The following is an 18,691-nucleotide window of genomic DNA, read 5'->3' as shown; positions in this document are numbered from 1 at the left end:
TCTCTTTATTCCGCCATAGCGCAAGCTCTAGTTTCACGGATTACGCTTACTTTTACTTCACCCGGATATTGCACGCTAGATTCTATATCTTTTGCAATTTCTCTTGCTAAGAGATAGGCTTCATCATCATTGATATCCTCAGATTTTGCAATCACACGCACTTCGCGTCCAGAATTGATTGCATAAGCGTGTAAGACTCCCATTTTAGAAGTCGCAATTTTTTCTATCTCGCTTACACGCCTTAGATAGTTTTCTAGCACTTCGCGTCTTGCTCCCGGTCGTGCAGCAGAGAGTGCATCCGCTGCACAAACTGCAGCTGCTTCAATGCTTTTAACTTCTTCATTTCCGTGATGAGAGAGAATCGCATTCAAGACAACAGCAGGTTCGTTATAACGCCTTGCAATTTCTGCTCCAAGTTCTACATGAGTGCCTTTAAAATCGTGCGTGCGTGATTTTCCTATATCGTGCAATAACCCAGCTCTTGCCGCAAGCAGACAATCTCCACCAAGCTCTGCGGCGATGATTCCAGCAAGATTTGCCACTTCTAAAGAATGTGCAAGAGCGTTTTGCCCATAGCTTGCGCGATAACGAAGTTTGCCGATAAGTTTTTTAACTTCTGGGTGGATTCCATTAATACCTAAATCTAGCACGACACGTTCCCCTTCTTTGCAAATGCTATCTTCAAATTCATCAAAGCATTTTTGATAAATCTCTTCAATGCGCGCAGGTTGGATTCTGCCATCTTCTAATAATTTGTTAATTGTTTCAACTGCAATTGCGCGGCGATAGAGATTGTGGGAGCTTACAATAATGACATTTGGTGTATCATCAATAATGATATCCACGCCACAAATCATTTCTAAAGCCTTGATGTTGCGCCCTTCTTTACCAATAATGCGCGCTTTTAAATCATCACTTGGCAGAACAATACTTTGGATTAGGCGTTCTGCTGCAAATTCTCCTGCAAAGCGTGAAGTCGCCATTGCTAAGATGTAGTTCGCCTTATCTTTTGCTTCTTCTTTTGCTTGCATCTCCTGCTCTCTAATGATTTTTGCGGCTTCTAGCTTGGATTCTTCTTTGATACGTTCTAAAAACATTTGTTTAGCTTCGCTTTTGGTAAGATTTGCTATTTTTGAGAGATTTTGGGTGAGTTCTTCAAGCTTTGTATTGTAAGTTGTTTTAAGTCTTTTTAGAGATTCTTGCTCTTCAAAAAGTGCATTGCGATCTTTGCTCAGAAGATGTTTTTCGTGTTCAATTTTACACATTTCTTTTTCTATGCGTTGAGATTGTGTAATTTTTTCTTTTTCAAACAGCAAGAGATTTGCTTCGTGTTCTTTTAAGATTCTGTTGCTTTCTCTATCGGCATTTAATTTTGCTTCTAATTCAATATCTTTTGCTTTAATTTTAGATTCTTGAAATAATTTTTCTGCTTCATATTCTATTGCCTTTGCCTTTGCGTTTGCCTGCTCTATTTGGACTGCTAGTTTTGCGTGTGAGAGTTTGCGTGAAATAAGATAGCTACCCCCTCCAGCGATGATAGCGGAGAGAATAGAACTTGTGAGAACCCATATTACCATTGTGAATATCCTTAAATTTTAGGTAGGCAAAGGGAGAAATAAATGTATCTGCTTGTAAATCATAAGATTGTGTGATTGCACATTGTGCTAGATTTAATGCACGGCATATAAAAATTGTTTGAGGTTTTGTTTTTAAAGTGCTAAAAAATCTATCATACATTCCTTTGCCAAATCCTATGCGTTTAAATGTTTTATCAATTCCAATAACTGGGACAATTGCGTAATCTAGTTTAGAAATTTTAAAAGATGAATGGCTAGATTCATAAACTCCAAAATCCCTTTTTTGCATTGGAAGCCTATATTTTACAATTTTAAAACTGATACCCTGCATAAAGGGTAAAAAAATCTGCACCTTTTTTTGTTTTTTATAGAATCTTAAAAGTTTTCTACTATCAAATTCTATGGGTAAAGGATAATAGAATAAAAGGTTAATAAAACGCTTTTTTTTATGTGTAAGAAGCAAACATTCAATCTCTTTTTTTAGAGTGTTTTGGATTCTATAATCTAGCCATATCTTATTGTTTTTTTGTGAGATTTTTGTGAGATTTTTTTTGAAAATTTTTCGATAATTTGCTTTTAGATCAGACATTTTTTCTCTTTGCAAAAGCGTAAAATAATGTAAAAAACACTCCACATTGTAACAAAAAGAGTAAAAAATGTATGTAATAAATTTGCAATTCTTTTTGCGTGATTTTGTTGGAATCTAAAATTGCATAAAACAAAAAAGCGATTCCAAGTCCAAGTAAATAGCCGATTTGTTTGCGTTTATCAAGCCAAGACAATAGAGGTTTTTTAGCAAAAATTAGTGTTTCAGCTCGTCCTAAATAATCTCCAAAAATAAAAGTGATTTGATAAAGGCAATACACCAAAATCGCTCCAAAAAAGGTATTTGGAAAGAACAAATACGCCAAAATGTAACAAAAAGGGATTAACTCGATACCCAAGAGAATAATTTTATAAGGCTTTTCTTTTAGGATTTTTGCATAAAAAAAAGTCAAAATCCACGCTCCAAGAGAGAGTGCGATTCCACCTATGGAGTAAATTTTAGGATTTAAGGGAGCATAGATGATAAACACACTCCCTAAAGAACAACCTAGAAATAAGGCGTTTAATAGTTTATACCAAAGGTAGAATCGTAAATGTATAGTGCGCATTACCAAGTGTATTTCACACCACCACCAAAGGTGCGTTCAAAGGCGTAAGGATAATATGCGCCACTCACAACAATGGCATTTTTATGGTTTGTTAGGTTATTAATGTATGCATACACTTCAAAATCCTTAAAGTTATAGCTTGCGTTAAGGTTTAGGCTTTGATAATTTGGTGATTTGGTTTGTGTATTATCAAAGTCGTTGTAATCATACATTTTTGAGCCATATTTATAATGCACTCCTAAATTGAGATTTGTTAGCGGCAAGTAGTTTAGGCTTGCAGTAAAGATGTGCTTAGAAACGCCCGGGATTTCTTTGCCATCAAACTCGGCACTTTTAATTTTGGATTCCACATAAGCATAACTTAGTGTTGAATAAAGTGATGAACTATATTGTGTGTTAAACTGTATCTCGCCACCGATTCTTTGCGTTTTGCCTAGGCTTTGATTAGCACTTATGCCTGTAAGTTTGTTAAATCCATAAAAGGCTTCATCTTTTCCTTGAATAATAAAAGCATTTGTGTGAATTGTATGGATTCCAAAGATTGCTTTTGCGCCGATTTGATAGGTGTCAAAAGTTGCAACTTCAATGTAGGGGTTAGCAGTAGGCGTGAAGTTAATAGGATCATAATAAAGCATCCAATCTACATTTGGCACATTAAAACTGCGCGCATAGGACGCAAAAAGTGAAATTTGGCGATTTAATGCATAATGATAGCCAAGCTCGCCACCAAAGAGATTATTTTGTTTGCTGTAAGTATCGCTTTGTTTTGTGATGACGCGTTGTGTTGAGATTCCAGCATTGAAGGTGGAATCCTTAATGTATTTTTCACCATTAAGGTAGAGAAGTAAGGATTCCACTTCTGCTTTTTGCCCTAAGCTTTTGCGTTCATTTGCGCGAATCTCACCGCCAATTTCTGCAAGATAGGAATCGTTTTTAAACTGCGAGTTAAAATCTGCAAAAAGTCCTTTGCCTTCATATTTAGAATCAAAATTAACATAACGGCTTGTATTGCGACTCCCGCCGATATTGACATCTGTTACAATCCCTGTGTCGCTAAAGCTTGTAAAGCCGGTTGAATAAGTCAAATCCCAGCGTTTTTGATGTGTGTATCCATTGCCTGGAAGTGTAGGGTCGTTTTCAAAATCTTGCTGTGTAATAGGATTTGCATATTTAATTCCATATTTTGCGTAATTTAATTGCGTTTTTAATAGCAAATCATTACTAGGATAAAAAAAAGCCGTCATTCCGCCATTTTTATTATAGCTCCCACTTTTTTCATCGCTTAGATTGCTTAAATAACGCTCTCCTTGTGCGTGTTGGTATTGCCCATATACTCCTATGTTTAGAGTGTCTTTAACGCTGCGTGCAAAAAATTGTGAATTTAGCGTGCCATAGCTTGCATAGCCCAGATTGACAGCACCTCCACTTTTGCGATTTGTTGTGATTTTTAAGATTCCACTAACTGCGCCATTTCCATATTTTGTTGTGCCTTTTCCGCGGATAATTTCTATGCTTTGCACAGAATCTAACGGGATATTACTAAGAGAGATAGGAGAGGAATCTATATTATTAAGTAAGATTCCATCTACAATAATAGCAAGGTTTTTATGACCATTTTGTCCAAATCCTCGTAAGTCAATGTTTTGCGCATAAGGATTGCCATAGTTAGAACGGATTGTGAGTAGAGAATTTGTATTTAAGAAGTCATAGATATTTTGTGCATTAGAAAGTGCAATATTTTGTGCATCAAATTCTTCTTTAAAGTCCATATTCTCCACAAACTCTCTAGCGTGGATTACAGAAAGTTTGATATCCTGATTTATGGAATCGGATTTTTCAAGCAATGCGGTATTTTGACTTTGTGCAAGCAATGCAGTATTAAGTGCTAAAATCGCCGCAAGAGAAAAATATTTCTTTCTAAATCCCTTTGGGTAAAGATTTTTGTGTTTTTTCTCCATTTTAATAAAAACTCCTTTTTATCAGCATTCTAGGGTAAAGTCTATTATTTCTACACATATTTAATAGAGATCATAATAGAATCTCTGATAGTGCAAAATTATATAACAAATTTTTAAAAAGTATTGACAATAAGAACAAAAAAGAGTAGAATTTCAACTCATTTTTAATTTTTTAAAAATGTGCTGGCGTAGCTCAGTTGGTAGAGCAGCTGCCTTGTAAGCAGCAGGCCGGGGGTTCGAGTCCCTTTGCCAGCTCCATAAAATTTACTAAATTTTTTCAGTGTTTGACCAGTTTTATTAATAATTTTTGGGGTGAGATACTCAAGTGGCCAACGAGGGCAGACTGTAAATCTGCTGTTTCTGACTTCCGTGGTTCGAATCCACGTCTCACCACCATAGCCATGCGGGAGTAGCTCAGTTGGCTAGAGCATCAGCCTTCCAAGCTGAGGGTCGCGGGTTCGAGCCCCGTTTCCCGCTCCATACTGGGAGCTGATTCTACATTTTTCTTTATCAGCAAAACACTTCTTTAAGAACTAAATTTATGTATTTTTAAATGAATTTATGCCCATATAGCTCAGTGGCAGAGCACTTCCTTGGTAAGGAAGAGGCCGGCGGTTCAATCCCGCTTATGGGCTCCAGTTTTTCAAGGGTTGCATAATTTTAAGTGTGTAAATTGTGCAAAAGATATGATGGAATTGTAGAAAATGTACGATTCTTAATTTTAAAATTGGTAAAAATAGTGTAGAATATCCACTATTTTAAACTTAAAATTTTAGGAGAGGCTTATGGCTAAGGAAAAATTTAACAGAGGGAACAAACCTCACGTAAATGTTGGGACAATCGGACACGTTGACCACGGCAAAACAACTTTAAGTGCTGCAATTTCTGCTGTTCTATCACAAAAAGGTCTAGCAGAGTTAAAAGACTACGATAATATTGATAACGCTCCAGAAGAAAAAGAGCGCGGTATTACGATTGCAACTTCTCATATTGAATATGAAACAGAAAAAAGACACTATGCGCACGTAGATTGTCCTGGACACGCTGACTATGTTAAAAATATGATCACAGGTGCTGCGCAAATGGATGGAGCAATCCTTGTTGTTTCAGCAGCAGATGGTCCTATGCCACAAACAAGAGAACATATTCTATTGTCTCGTCAAGTTGGTGTTCCTTACATTGTGGTATTTATGAACAAACAAGATATGGTAGATGATCCAGAATTGTTAGAGCTTGTAGAAATGGAAATTAGAGAGTTATTATCAAGCTATGAATTCCCAGGCGATGATACTCCGATCGTTGCAGGTTCTGCACTAAAAGCTCTTGAAGAAGCAAAAGCAGGTAATCTAGGTGAGTGGAGCGAAAAGATTATGAAGCTTATGGACGCAGTTGATGAATATATCCCAACTCCAGTTCGTGAAACAGATAAGACTTTCTTGATGCCTATTGAAGATGTATTCTCAATTGCTGGTCGTGGAACTGTTGTTACAGGAAGAATTGAAAGAGGTATTGTAAAAGTTGGTGATGAAATCGAAATCGTTGGAATCCGCGATACACAAAAAACAACGGTAACAGGCGTTGAAATGTTTAGAAAAGAGCTTGATCAAGGTGAAGCTGGGGATAATGTTGGTGTGCTTCTAAGAGGAACAAAAAAAGAAGAAGTAGAAAGAGGTATGGTTTTATGTAAGCCGGGCTCAATTACTCCACACAAAAAATTTGAGGGTGAAATCTATGTTCTTTCAAAAGATGAAGGTGGAAGACATACCCCATTCTTTAATGGTTATAGACCACAATTTTATGTAAGAACAACAGATATTACAGGTTCTATTCAATTGCCAGATGGTGTAGAAATGGTAATGCCGGGCGATAACATTAAAATTACTGTTGAATTAATTAACCCAATTGCACTTGAAGATGGAACACGCTTTGCGATTCGTGAAGGTGGTAGAACTGTTGGTGCGGGTGTTGTTACTAAGATTATTGAGTAGGCATAACAATGGCTAAAGGTAATCGTGTAAAAATTGGACTTAAATGTTCTGAATGTGGTGATATTAATTACAGCACAATGAAAAATGCTAAAACCACAACAGAAAAACTGGAGCTTAAAAAGTTCTGCCCAAGACTAAATAAACATACAATTCATAAAGAAGTAAAATTAAAAAGCTAAGGGATTTTTCCCTTTAGCTTACATCATAGGTCAGTAGCTCCAATGGTAGAGCGTCGGTCTCCAAAACCGAGTGATGGGGGTTCGAGTCCCTCCTGGCCTGCCATTTTGGAATAAAGAGAGACAAATTTAGAAATGAAAAGACTAATTACCTATTATAGACTATCCAAAGAAGAATTATCCAAGGTTATTTTTCCTACAAAAGAACAGGTTAGAAATGCTTTTATCTCTGTGATTCTTGTTGTAACGGTTATTGCTCTATTTTTGGCGTTGGTAGATTTCATTCTTGGAAGTTTTGTTTCTAGTATTTTATAAGTTAGGATTTGTTTATGGCGTTGTATTGGTATGCGATTCAAACATATTTTGGTAGCGAACAAGCTGTAAAGCGTGGAATTGAAAATCTTGTAAGAGAGCATCATTTAGAAGAGAGAATTACAGATATTGTTGTTCCCACAGAAGATATTATTGAAGTGAAAAACAACAAGAAAAAAATCAGTGAGCGCAGTCTTTATCCTGGATATGTTTTTGTAAAAGTTGATTTAGATACAGCCTTATGGCATACTATTCAATCTTTACCTAAAGTGAGTCGTTTTATTGGGGAATCTAAAAAACCAACACCATTAAGCGAAGCAGACATTAATCATATTATTGAAAAGGTTCAAAATCGTGCAGCTCCAAAACCAAAAATTATTTTTGAAACAGGAGAAGTTGTAAGAATTATTGAAGGTCCTTTTGCTAACTTCACAGGAATTGTTGAAGAATATGATATGGAACATCGCAAGTTAAAACTTAATGTTTCAATTTTTGGTCGTAGCACACCTATTGAGATACTCTATTCACAAGTGGAAAAAATAGTTTAATAACTAAAAACAAGGATAAGTTATGGCAAAGAAAATTATTGGCGAACTTAAGCTTCAAATTCCAGCAGGAAAAGCAAATCCATCTCCTCCCGTAGGTCCAGCTTTAGGTCAGCGTGGTGTGAATATTATGGAATTTTGTAAAGCGTTTAATGAAAAAACAAAAGATATGGGAAATTTTAATATTCCTGTTATTATCACTGTTTATCAAGATAAAAGTTTTACATTTATTACAAAAAAACCACCTGTAACGGATTTGATTAAAAAAGCTGCTGGAATTCAAAAAGGTTCAGATAATCCTTTAAAAAACAAAGTAGGAAAATTAACAAAAGCTCAAGTTTTAGATATTGTAAAAACTAAAATGGATGATTTGAACGCTAATACAGAAGAAGCAGCGATTAAGATTGTTGAGGGAAGTGCTCGCAGTATGGGCATTGAAGTTGTAGATTAAAAAGACGCGTTGGAGTATAAATAATGGCAAAAAAATTAACAAAAAGAATGCAAAATCTTCTTAACAAGGTAGATTGCACAAAAATATACGATATTACAACCGCTTCTGCAACAGTTAAGTCTTTAGCATCTGCTAAGTTTGATGAAACAGTTGAAGTTGCGTTGAGTTTAGGTGTAGATCCAAGACACGCAGATCAAATGATCCGTGGAGCAGTTGTTTTACCAAATGGAACTGGAAAGAGTGTGCGTGTGGCTGTGTTTGCAAAGGGAGCAAAAGCAGATGAAGCAAAAGCAGCAGGAGCTGATGTTGTCGGTGATGATGATTTAGCAGATCAAATCAAAAACGGAGATTTAAATTTTGATATGGTTATTGCAACACCTGATATGATGGCATTAGTGGGTAAAGTTGGTAGAATCCTTGGACCAAAAGGTTTAATGCCAAACCCAAAAACAGGCACAGTTACAATGGAAATTTCAAAGGCTGTAAGTAATGCAAAAAGCGGGCAGGTGAATTATCGCGTTGATAAAAAAGGGATTATCCACGCTCCTGTTGGTAAAGCAAGTTTTGATGCAAAAAAACTTGAAGAAAATATCATTGCTCTTGTAAAAAATATTAACAAACAAAAGCCAGCAAGCGCAAAGGGAAAATATATTAAAAATGCGACGCTAGCATTAACAATGAGTCCATCTTTAACACTAGATGCACAAGAACTCATTGATATGAAATAATTTATTCTTGTTTTTATCTTAGACTAATGACCATAGGGGCTTTAGCTTAAAAATTTACCCTATCTAAGTCTTTCGTCTGAAAGGAGGTTAATGATGACAAAAGCAGAAAAAACTGCTCTGATTGAAAATTTAACTGCTGAATTTAAAGCATCAAATGCGATTATTGTTTGTGATTATAAGGGTTTAACTGTTAAAGAGTTGGAATCCTTAAGAGCAAACGCGAGAGAACAAAACGCAAAAGTTCAAGTGATTAAAAATACGCTTGCATCTATCGCATTAAAAAATTCTAGCATTGAAGGATTGGAGCTAAAAGAGAATAATATTTTTGTTTGGAGTGAAGATCAAATTTCTCTAGCAAAAGTAATTAGCAAGTTTTCAAGTTCTGTGGGTGGCAAATTGGTAATCAAAACAGGTTGCCTTGAAGGTGAAGTTGTGGATGCAAAACATATTGAAGCTGTTTCAAAACTTCCATCCAAAGAAGAGCTTATTGGTATGTTGTTGTCCGTTTGGACTGCTCCTGCTCGTTATTTTGTTACAGGGCTGGATAATTTACGCAAAGAAAAAGAAGCACAATAAAATAGGAGAAAATTATGGCAATTTCAAAAGAAGATGTATTAGAGTATATCGGCAATCTTTCAGTTATGGAACTTTCAGAGCTTGTAAAAGCTTTTGAAGAAAAATTTGGTGTATCTGCTGCTCCAACAGTTGTTGCAGGTGCTGTTGCTGGCGGTGGTGCAGCTGCTGCTGAAGAAAAAACAGAGTTTGATATTATTCTTACAGATAGTGGCGATAAGAAAATCAATGTTATTAAAGTTGTAAGAGAAGTAACAGGACTTGGATTAAAAGAAGCAAAAGATGCAGTTGAGAAAACTCCATTTACTGTTAAAGAAGGCGTTAAGAAAGAAGACGCTGATGCAATCAAAGCAAAATTTGAAGAAGCTGGTGCAAAAGTCGATATTAAATAATTTTTTGGGGGCTTGTGCCTCCATTTTCATTTTTCTTCCAAAATTCTACATTTATTATAGAGGTAAAATATGCCAGTGAGTTTAAAATCCGGAAATAGATTGAGAGTCGATTTTACAAAGATTCCTCAAAACATTGCAGTTCCTAATCTGCTTCAGTTACAAAGAAATAGTTATGATAATTTTTTGATGACAAGTGATACAAATGAATCAGGACTTGAAAAAGTTTTTAAATCCATTTTTCCTATCCACGATGCACAGAATAGAATTAGCCTAGAATATGCAGGTAGTGAGTTTGGAAAGCCGCGTTATACGGTTAGAGAAGCAATGGAGAGAGGCTTAACTTATTCGATTCCATTAAAAATTAAAATCCGTTTAGTGCTTTGGGAGAGAGATGAGAAAACAGGAGAAAAGTTAGGCGTTAAGGATATCAAAGAGCAAAGTATTTTTGTGCGTGAGATTCCTTTGATGACGGATCGCACAAGTTTTATTATTAATGGTGTTGAGAGAGTTGTGGTTAATCAGCTTCATAGAAGTCCGGGTGTTATCTTTAAAGAAGAAGAATCTTCTAGTGCTTCTAATAAGCTTGTTTATACAGGACAAATCATTCCAGATCGTGGTTCTTGGTTATATTTTGAATATGATGCGAAAGATACGCTTTTTGTTCGTGTGAATAAGCGTAGAAAAGTGCCTGTTACAATTCTCTTTAGAGCTCTTGGTTATTCAAGGCAAGATATTTTAAAAATGTTCTACCCGTTATTGAATATTAAATTTAAAAGTGGAAAATATTTGATTCCATTTGATCCAGAAGAGTTTGTTGGACGTGTGGAATTTGATATTAAAGATCCTAAGGGAAATTTGATTATTGCAGCAGGAAAACGCCTGACAGCCAAAAAAGCAAAGACTCTAAAAGAAGAAAAATTAAATATGATTGAGTATCCCTCTGATATTTTAATTAATCGTTATTTAGCAGAACCGATTGTAGATAAAGCAAGTGGTGAAGTGCTTTTTGATGCGCTAACATTAATGGATGAGAGCAAGCTGAAAAAACTCGCTGAACTTGGAGTGAATGATTTTGTTATTGCAAATGATTTAGCCTTAGGCGTGGATGCTTCTATTATTAATGCTTTTGTTGCCGATGCAGAATCTTTAAAGCTGTTAAAGCAAACAGAAAAGATTGATAATGAAAACGATTTAGCAATGATTCGTATCTATAAGGTAATGCGTCCGGGTGAGCCTGTTACGAAAGAGGCGGCAAAGCAATTTGTGCAACAGCTTTTCTTTGACCCAGAGCGTTATGATTTAACACGCGTTGGGCGTATGAAAATGAATCATAAGTTAGATATTGGCGTGCCAGATTATGTTACTGTGCTAACGCACGAAGATATTATTAAAACTGTGCGTTATCTAATGCGTGTGAAAAATGGGCAAGGTAGAATTGATGATAGAGATCATTTAGGGAATCGTAGAATCCGTGCCATTGGAGAGCTGTTAGCAAATGAGCTTCATACGGGGCTTGTAAAAATGCAAAAAGCAATTCGTGATAAACTTACAACCATTAGCACAGGTTTAGAAGAGCTAATGCCGCACGATTTAGTTAATTCTAAAATGATTACAGGAACGATTTTAGAATTTTTCACAGGTGGGCAGCTTTCACAATTTATGGATCAAACAAACCCACTTTCAGAAGTAACACATAAAAGAAGATTATCTGCTCTTGGTGAGGGTGGATTAGTCAAAGAGCGTGCGGGATTTGAAGTGCGCGATGTGCATCCTACGCATTATGGGAGAATTTGTCCAATTGAAACACCAGAAGGGCAGAATATCGGTTTGATTAACACGCTTTCTACTTATGCAAAAGTCAATGAGCTAGGTTTCATTGAAGCACCTTATCGCAAAGTTGTTGAAGGAAAAGTAACTGATGAGATTGTGTATTTAACTGCAACACAAGAAGAAGGTGCGGTTATTGCTCCTGCAAGCACGGTCTTAACAAATAATCAAACTATCAAAGAAGAAATGATTGAAGTAAGAAAAGATGGTGAGATTATTTTAATGGAATCCAAAAAGGTGGATTTAATTGATCTTAGCCCTAGAATGATTGTTGGAGTTGCAGCAAGTTTAATCCCGTTTTTAGAGCACGATGATGCTAACCGTGCGCTTATGGGTTCAAATATGCAACGCCAAGCAGTGCCGCTATTAAAGCCAGATGCGCCAGTGGTTGGAACAGGAATTGAGAAAATTGTTTCGCGTGATTCTTGGGAAGCAGCAAAAGCTTTGCGTAGTGGAATTGTAGAAAAAGTAGATGCGAAAAATATTTATATTTTAGGCGAAGATGAAAATGGAGCTTTTATTGATCATTATTCTTTGCAAAAAAACTTAAGAACAAATCAAAACACTTCTTTCTCGCAACGTCCTATTGTCAAAGCAGGAGAGCAAGTAGAAGCTGGACAGGTGATTGCTGATGGTCCAAATATGGATCAAGGAGAATTGGCACTTGGAAAAAATATTCGTGTAGCCTTTATGCCTTGGAATGGATATAATTTTGAAGATGCGATTGTTGTGAGTGAAAAACTTATTCGTAATGATGCCTTTACTTCTATTCATATCTATGAAAAAGAAATTGAAGCTAGAGAATTAAAACACGGAGTTGAAGAAATCACGCGTGATATTCCAAATATTAGAGAAGAAGAATTATCCCATCTTGATGAGAGCGGAATCGTAAAAATTGGAACTTATGTAACAGGCGGGATGATTCTTGTTGGAAAAGCATCTCCAAAAGGAGAAGTTAAGCCAACTCCAGAAGAGAGATTATTGCGTGCAATCTTTGGGGAAAAAGCTGGACATGTTGTAAATAAATCGCTTTATTGTCCTCCAAGTTTAGAAGGAACTGTTGTTGATGTAAAAATTTTTACAAAAAAGGGTTATGATAAAGATAGAAGAGCAATTGCTGCTTATGAAGAAGAAAAAAGTCGTCTTGATTTAGAACATCACGATAAGCTTTTGATGCTGGATAGAGAAGAGTCTTTGCGTATTGGTTCTATTCTCTCTAAAGAAAAATTAATAAGTGCTGCAAAAATTGGTGATAAAGAGTATAAAAAAGGGAGTGTGATTCCAAAAGCGGATTTAGAAAATGTTAATCGCTTTGCAATGGGGACGCTCATTAAAAATTATCCAAAAGAAATTCAAAGCGCTTATGACACCTTAAAAGCAAATTTTTTAGAGCAAAAGAAAAATTTAAGTCAAGAACACGAAGAAAAGCTATCTATTATTGAAAAAGACGATATTCTTCCAAGTGGCGTGGTAAAACTTGTGAAGATTTATGTTGCAACTAAACGCAAGCTAAAAGTTGGAGATAAAATGGCAGGACGACACGGAAACAAAGGTATTGTCTCTAATATCGTCCCAGAAGTGGATATGCCTTATACAAAAGATGGGCGTCCAGTTGAGATTGTTTTAAATCCTTTAGGTGTTCCAAGTCGTATGAATATTGGACAGATTTTAGAAGTGCATTTAGGGCTTGTTGGCAAGAATTTAGGTGAGCAAATTGCGAGCATTTTTGAGCAAGAGAAAGAAAAGTGGGTTTTGGCATTGCGTTCTAAAATGTTAGAAATTGCTGAAAATTCTAATATGAAATCGGCAAAAGAATTTTTAGAAAATCTTGATGATAAGGCTTTGTTGAGTTTTGCTAGAGATTGGAGTAATGGTGTTAAATTTGCAACACCTGTATTTGAAGGAGTTAATGCAGAAGAGTTTGAGAAGCTTTTTACATTAGCAAAGATTGATACTGATGGCAAAACAGAGCTTTATGATGGGCGCACGGGCGAAAAAATGATGGAGCGTGTTAATGTGGGCTATATGTATATGTTAAAGCTCCACCATTTAGTAGATGAAAAAGTCCATGCAAGAAGCACAGGTCCTTACTCGCTTGTTACACAACAGCCAGTGGGTGGTAAGGCACTCTTTGGTGGGCAAAGATTTGGAGAGATGGAAGTTTGGGCGTTAGAAGCTTATGGGGCGGCACATACGCTTAAAGAAATGTTAACAATTAAATCTGATGATGTAGAGGGTAGGGTAAAAGCTTATAAGGCAATCACAAGAGGAGAAGCAGTTAAGGAGTCAGAGATACCAGAAACTTTTTATGTTTTAACAAAAGAATTGCAGAGTTTAGCGCTTGATGTGAATGTTTTTGCAAAAAATAAAGAAGGCATAGATGAAGCAGTAACAATTAAAGAAGAAAATCGTCCAAGCGACTTTAATGCTTTTCAATTACTTCTTGCAAGTCCAGAAAAAATTAGAAGTTGGAGTCATGGAGAAGTTAAAAAGCCTGAAACAATTAATTATCGCACATTAAAGCCAGAAAGAGATGGATTATTCTGCGCAAAAATCTTTGGTCCTGTTAGGGATTATGAATGTCTTTGTGGAAAATACAAAAAAATGCGTTATAAGGGTGTTGTATGTGAGAAATGTGGAGTTGAAGTAACAAGTTCTAAGGTGCGTCGCTCAAGAATGGGGCATATTGAACTTGTAACGCCTGTGGCACATATTTGGTATGTGAATTCTCTACCAAGTAGAATCGGAACGCTTTTGGGTGTGAAGATGAAAGATTTAGAGCGTGTGCTTTATTATGAAGCTTATATTGTAAAGCAAGCAGGTGAAGCATTTTATGATAATGAAGGCACAAAGCCTGTTGCAAAATATGATGTTTTAAATGAAGAACAATATCAAAGTTTAGCGCAAAGATTTGATCACACAGGATTTGTTGCGCAAATGGGTGGTGAAGCAATAAAAGAATTGCTTGAGGGCTTGGATTTGGTAGATTTAATCGCAGAATTAAAAGAAGCAATCAAAGCAACAAATTCTGAAGCAAAGAAAAAAACAATTATTAAACGCTTAAAAGTTGTAGAAAGTTTTGTGGTTTCTGGCGGACAAAATCGCCCAGAGTGGATGATGCTAACAGTGTTGCCTGTTCTTCCACCGGATTTAAGACCACTTGTTGCATTAGATGGTGGAAAGTTTGCTGTAAGTGATGTTAATGATTTATATCGTCGTGTGATTAATCGCAACCAAAGATTAAAGCGTTTAATTGAACTTGATGCGCCTGAAATTATCGTGCGTAATGAAAAAAGAATGCTTCAAGAATCTGTGGATGCACTCTTTGATAATGGAAGAAATGCAAATGCTGTAAAAGGCGCAAATAAGCGTCCGTTAAAATCACTTTCTGAAATTATTAAAGGAAAACAGGGAAGATTCCGTCAAAACTTGCTTGGAAAGCGTGTGGATTTCTCCGGACGTTCTGTTATTGTTGTAGGACCAAATTTAAGAATGGATCAATGCGGATTGCCAAAAAATATGGCTTTAGAGTTGTTTAAACCACACATTTTGTCAAAATTAGAAGAGAAAGGCTATGCAACAACACTAAAGCAGGCTAAAAAGATGATTGAGCGCAAAAGTAATGAAGTATGGGAGTGTCTGCAAGAAATTGTCGAGGATTATCCTGTGATGTTAAATCGTGCGCCAACATTGCACAAACAATCCATCCAAGCGTTCCATCCAAAACTTATTGATGGAAAGGCGATCCAATTGCATCCACTTGTTTGTGCTGCGTTTAATGCGGACTTTGATGGTGATCAAATGGCGGTGCATGTGCCACTCTCACAAGAAGCAATTACAGAGTGCAAACTTTTAATGTTGAGTTCTATGAATATTCTTTTGCCAGCAAGCGGTAAGGCAGTAACCGTCCCAAGCCAAGATATGGTCTTAGGATTATATTATTTATCGTTAGAAAGAGATGGCTCCAAAGGAGAACATAAACTCTTTTCAAATATAGATCAAATCCATATTGCACTTGAAGCAGATGTGGTTGAAGTTAGTTCTAAGGTGCGTGCATATGTGGAAGATAGAATTGTAAATACGACGATTGGTAGAATGATTTTAAAATCTATTTTGCCAGATTTTGTTCCAATGCATTTATGGAATAAAGTGTTAAAGAAAAAAGATATTGCAGCTTTAATTGATTATGTTTATAAAGAAGGTGGCGTTGGGATCACAGCAAGTTTCTTGGATAATCTTAAAAACCTAGGCTTTAAATATGCAACAAAAGCTGGAATCTCAATTTCAGCTGATGATATTATTGTGCCAGATAGCAAAAATAAAGTTGTAGAAGGTGCTAAGAAAAAGGTTAAAGATATTCAAGCGCAGTTTGGCGCAGGTTTATTGACAGAGCAAGAACGCTACAATAAAATCATTGATGTTTGGACGGATACAAATAATGCCTTAGGTAATACAATGATGAAGTTAATTGAGAGTGATAAAAATGGTTTCAACTCAATTTATATGATGGCAGATTCTGGAGCTAGAGGTAGTGCTGGACAAATTAGACAGCTTTCTGCAATGCGTGGTTTGATGGCAAAGCCAGATGGGACAATTATTGAAACGCCAATCACTTCAAACTTTAAAGAAGGTTTGAATGTTTTGGAATACTTTATTTCTACACACGGTGCAAGAAAAGGTTTAGCAGATACTGCTCTTAAAACTGCAAATGCAGGATATTTGACAAGAAAGCTTATCGATGTGAGTCAAAATGTCAAGGTTGTAATGGATGATTGTGGCACAAATGAAGGTGTTGAAATTGCAGATATTACAGTGGGTAGTGAGCTTATTGAGCCACTAGAAGAAAGAATTTTTGGGCGTGTAATTGCTGAAAATATTATTGATCCAATTACAAATGAGATTTTAATTAGTGATGGCACATTAATTGATGAAGAAAAAGCGCGCAAGGTTAAAGAGGCTGGCGTGAAGTCTGTAATTATTCGCACTCCTGTAACTTGTAAGGCAGAAAAAGGTGTGTGTGCAAAATGTTATGGCTTAAATCTAGGTGAGTCAAAAATCTCTAAAATTGGAGAAGCAGTTGGCGTTGTAGCGGCACAATCCATTGGAGAACCCGGAACACAGCTTACACTTAGAACATTCCATATTGGAGGAACAGCAAGCAGAAGTCAAGAAGAAAGACAGGTTGTAGCAGATAAAGAAGGTTTTATTCGTTATTACAATGTAAAAACTTATAAAAATCGTGATGGCAAAAGGATTGTTTCTAACCGAAGAAATGCGGCAATTTTACTTGTAGAGCCAAAAATTAAAGCACCATTTGAAGGTGAGTTAAAAGTAGATATTGTGCATGATGAAGTGATAATCTCTGTGATTGGAAAAAAAGAAACAGCGAAATTCACGCTTAGAAAATCTGATGTTGCAAAACCAAATGAGCTTGCAGGAATAACAGGAAAGATAGAAGGGAAATTCTATATCCCATATCCTAGTGGGCATTATGTGCGCGATGAAGGAAGTATTGTAGATATTATTAAAGATAGTTGGAACATCCCTAATCGTATTGCTTATGCAAGTGAGCTAAAAGTAGAGGATAATGCGCCAATCACGCAAAAAATCTTTGCAAAAGGCGAAGGAATTGTTAAATATTATTATTTGCAAGGAGATCATTTAGAGCGTTATCACGGAATCAAAAAAGGCGATAAAGTTACTGAAAAAGGCTTGTTTGCTGTGATTGCTGATGAATATGATCAAGAGGCAGCACGCCACTATATTGCAAGAGATTCTATTATTGAATCAGAAGACAATCAGCCTGTAAGTAAAAATACTTTAATTGCTAAGCCACAAAGTGATGAACATATTGTCATTGCAGATTGGGATCCTTACTCTAATCCTATTATCTCAGAAGAGGCAGGAACAATTAAATTTGAAGATATTGTTCCGGGCGTTACGGTTTCTGAACAAACTGATGAACTAACAGGGCAGACAAGGTTGGTTGTTAATGAATACATTGCTAGTGCATTTAAACCAACACTTGTTTTATCTACACCAAAAGGTGGATTAATCCGCTATATCTTAGATCCTAAAACGGCAATTTTTGTTGCCGATGGTGCAAAAGTTGAAATGGCAGATATTCTAGCAAAAACGCCTAAAGCACTTGTAAAATCTAAGGATATTACAGGAGGTCTTCCAAGAGTTTCTGAACTCTTTGAAGCAAGAAAGCCAAAAGATCCAGCAGTTCTTGCAGGTATTGATGGAATCGTAAGTTTTGGAAAACAGGTGCGTGGCAAAGAAAAAATTATTGTTACAGCAAATGATGGTAGAGTTGCAGAGTATTTAATTGATAAATCTAAGCAAATTTTGGTGCATGATGGGGAGTTTGTTCATGCAGGAGAAGCAATTACTGATGGTGTAGTTGCTAGTCAAGATATTTTACGCATTGGTGGCGAAAAAGAGCTTTATAAATACATTGTTAGTGAAGTGCAACAAGTTTATCGCCGTCAAGGGGTAAGTATCGCAGATAAGCATATTGAGATTATTGTTTCTCAAATGTTGCGCCAAGTTAGAATCTATGATAGCGGTAACACAAAGTTTATTGAAGGTGATCTTGTAAGTAAGCGTCATTTTAGAGAAGAGAATGCGCGCATTATCAAAATGGGTGGAATCCCAGCGATTGCAGAGCCTATGCTTCTTGGTATTACACGTGCTGCTATTGGAAGTGATTCTGTGATTTCAGCGGCTTCGTTCCAAGAAACGACAAAAGTCCTAACAGAGGCAAGTATTGCAGCTAAAATAGATCACTTAGAGGACTTAAAAGAGAATATTGTTTTAGGGCGTATGATTCCAGTTGGAACGGGAATATACAAAGGGAAAAAGGTTAAGATTAAAGAAAATTAGCCTTACCAATATTTAATGGATAAAGAGGTTATTAAGGTTATTTAGACCTTAATTTAAGTAAGAATAAAGCGTGATTTATATATAATCCGCTTCATTTTCTTTATAAAATTTTTTAGGAAGGA

Annotated in this window: 13 protein-coding genes and 5 tRNA genes; 14 read left to right on the top strand and 4 right to left on the bottom strand. The window is 36.1% G+C overall.

From position 1 onward, the window contains the following. Window positions 1–5: 5 nt before the first annotated feature. The 4 genes from rny to Q0358_RS07215 form a co-directional block, all read right to left on the bottom strand. Window positions 6–1,577, bottom strand: a complete 1,572-nt coding sequence (gene rny, locus Q0358_RS07230; RefSeq protein WP_299549466.1) for a ribonuclease Y — start codon at window positions 1,575–1,577, stop codon at window positions 6–8. Then, window positions 1,519–2,166, bottom strand: a complete 648-nt coding sequence (locus Q0358_RS07225) for a 5-formyltetrahydrofolate cyclo-ligase (protein WP_299549463.1) — start codon at window positions 2,164–2,166, stop codon at window positions 1,519–1,521. Before Q0358_RS07225 ends, rny begins: the two co-directional genes overlap by 59 nt. Further along, entirely contained in the window at window positions 2,159–2,653 is a 495-nt protein-coding gene (locus Q0358_RS07220) for a hypothetical protein (protein WP_299549460.1), read from the bottom strand. The genes Q0358_RS07225 and Q0358_RS07220 overlap by 8 nt, the downstream gene beginning before the upstream one ends. A 77-nt stretch (window positions 2,654–2,730) precedes the next feature. Beyond that, the gene (locus Q0358_RS07215; protein WP_299549457.1) at window positions 2,731–4,689 is read right to left on the bottom strand and encodes a TonB-dependent receptor; all 1,959 of its coding nucleotides are present in this window, start codon (window positions 4,687–4,689) and stop codon (window positions 2,731–2,733) included. Window positions 4,690–4,871: 182 nt separating this feature from the next. Between Q0358_RS07215 and Q0358_RS07210 the strand changes: the two genes are divergently transcribed. The 14 genes from Q0358_RS07210 (at window position 4,872) to Q0358_RS07145 (ending at window position 18,569) form a co-directional block, all read left to right on the top strand. Further along, window positions 4,872–4,947: transfer RNA gene (locus tag Q0358_RS07210), tRNA-Thr, on the top strand. A gap of 53 nt (window positions 4,948–5,000) precedes the next feature. Then, window positions 5,001–5,085 (top strand) — tRNA-Tyr (locus Q0358_RS07205). Between the two features lie 7 nt (window positions 5,086–5,092). Next, a tRNA-Gly gene (locus Q0358_RS07200) sits at window positions 5,093–5,169 on the top strand. Window positions 5,170–5,252: 83 nt separating this feature from the next. Continuing rightward, window positions 5,253–5,327, top strand: a tRNA-Thr gene (locus tag Q0358_RS07195). A gap of 147 nt (window positions 5,328–5,474) precedes the next feature. Then, window positions 5,475–6,677, top strand: a complete 1,203-nt coding sequence (tuf, locus tag Q0358_RS07190) for an elongation factor Tu (protein ID WP_299549454.1) — start codon at window positions 5,475–5,477, stop codon at window positions 6,675–6,677. A gap of 8 nt (window positions 6,678–6,685) precedes the next feature. Further along, complete coding sequence (gene rpmG / locus Q0358_RS07185) at window positions 6,686–6,856, top strand: 50S ribosomal protein L33 (protein WP_006802145.1); 171 nt, start codon at window positions 6,686–6,688, stop codon at window positions 6,854–6,856. A 27-nt stretch (window positions 6,857–6,883) separates the two neighbouring features. Further along, window positions 6,884–6,959, top strand: a tRNA-Trp gene (locus Q0358_RS07180). Window positions 6,960–6,988: 29 nt separating this feature from the next. After that, the gene (secE, locus tag Q0358_RS07175; RefSeq protein WP_006802144.1) at window positions 6,989–7,168 is read left to right on the top strand and encodes a preprotein translocase subunit SecE; all 180 of its coding nucleotides are present in this window, start codon (window positions 6,989–6,991) and stop codon (window positions 7,166–7,168) included. A gap of 20 nt (window positions 7,169–7,188) precedes the next feature. Next, window positions 7,189–7,713, top strand: coding sequence for a transcription termination/antitermination protein NusG (gene nusG, locus Q0358_RS07170; RefSeq protein ID WP_299549660.1), 525 nt, complete (start codon window positions 7,189–7,191; stop codon window positions 7,711–7,713). Window positions 7,714–7,735: 22 nt separating this feature from the next. Continuing rightward, the gene (gene rplK / locus Q0358_RS07165) at window positions 7,736–8,161 is read left to right on the top strand and encodes a 50S ribosomal protein L11 (RefSeq protein WP_006802142.1); all 426 of its coding nucleotides are present in this window, start codon (window positions 7,736–7,738) and stop codon (window positions 8,159–8,161) included. A 23-nt stretch (window positions 8,162–8,184) separates the two neighbouring features. Beyond that, the gene (gene rplA, locus Q0358_RS07160) at window positions 8,185–8,889 is read left to right on the top strand and encodes a 50S ribosomal protein L1 (RefSeq protein ID WP_299549443.1); all 705 of its coding nucleotides are present in this window, start codon (window positions 8,185–8,187) and stop codon (window positions 8,887–8,889) included. A 93-nt stretch (window positions 8,890–8,982) separates the two neighbouring features. Then, the gene (rplJ, locus tag Q0358_RS07155) at window positions 8,983–9,465 is read left to right on the top strand and encodes a 50S ribosomal protein L10 (RefSeq protein WP_006802140.1); all 483 of its coding nucleotides are present in this window, start codon (window positions 8,983–8,985) and stop codon (window positions 9,463–9,465) included. 14 nt (window positions 9,466–9,479) lie between these two features. After that, a complete protein-coding gene (gene rplL / locus Q0358_RS07150) occupies window positions 9,480–9,854 on the top strand; it encodes a 50S ribosomal protein L7/L12 (RefSeq protein ID WP_299549440.1) in 375 nt (124 codons plus the stop codon). Window positions 9,855–9,923: 69 nt separating this feature from the next. Next, window positions 9,924–18,569 carry a DNA-directed RNA polymerase subunit beta/beta' gene (locus tag Q0358_RS07145; RefSeq protein ID WP_299549437.1) on the top strand — a complete coding sequence of 2,882 codons (8,646 nt, stop codon included), beginning with the start codon at window positions 9,924–9,926 and terminating at the stop codon, window positions 18,567–18,569. Window positions 18,570–18,691 lie beyond the last annotated feature (122 nt).

This window comes from uncultured Helicobacter sp. (genome assembly GCF_937893305.1).
In the GTDB taxonomy this organism is placed as follows: Bacteria; Campylobacterota; Campylobacteria; order Campylobacterales; family Helicobacteraceae; genus Helicobacter_D.
The sequence above is the reverse complement of the archived record's forward strand: the minus strand, read 5'-3'. Positions and strand labels throughout refer to the sequence as shown.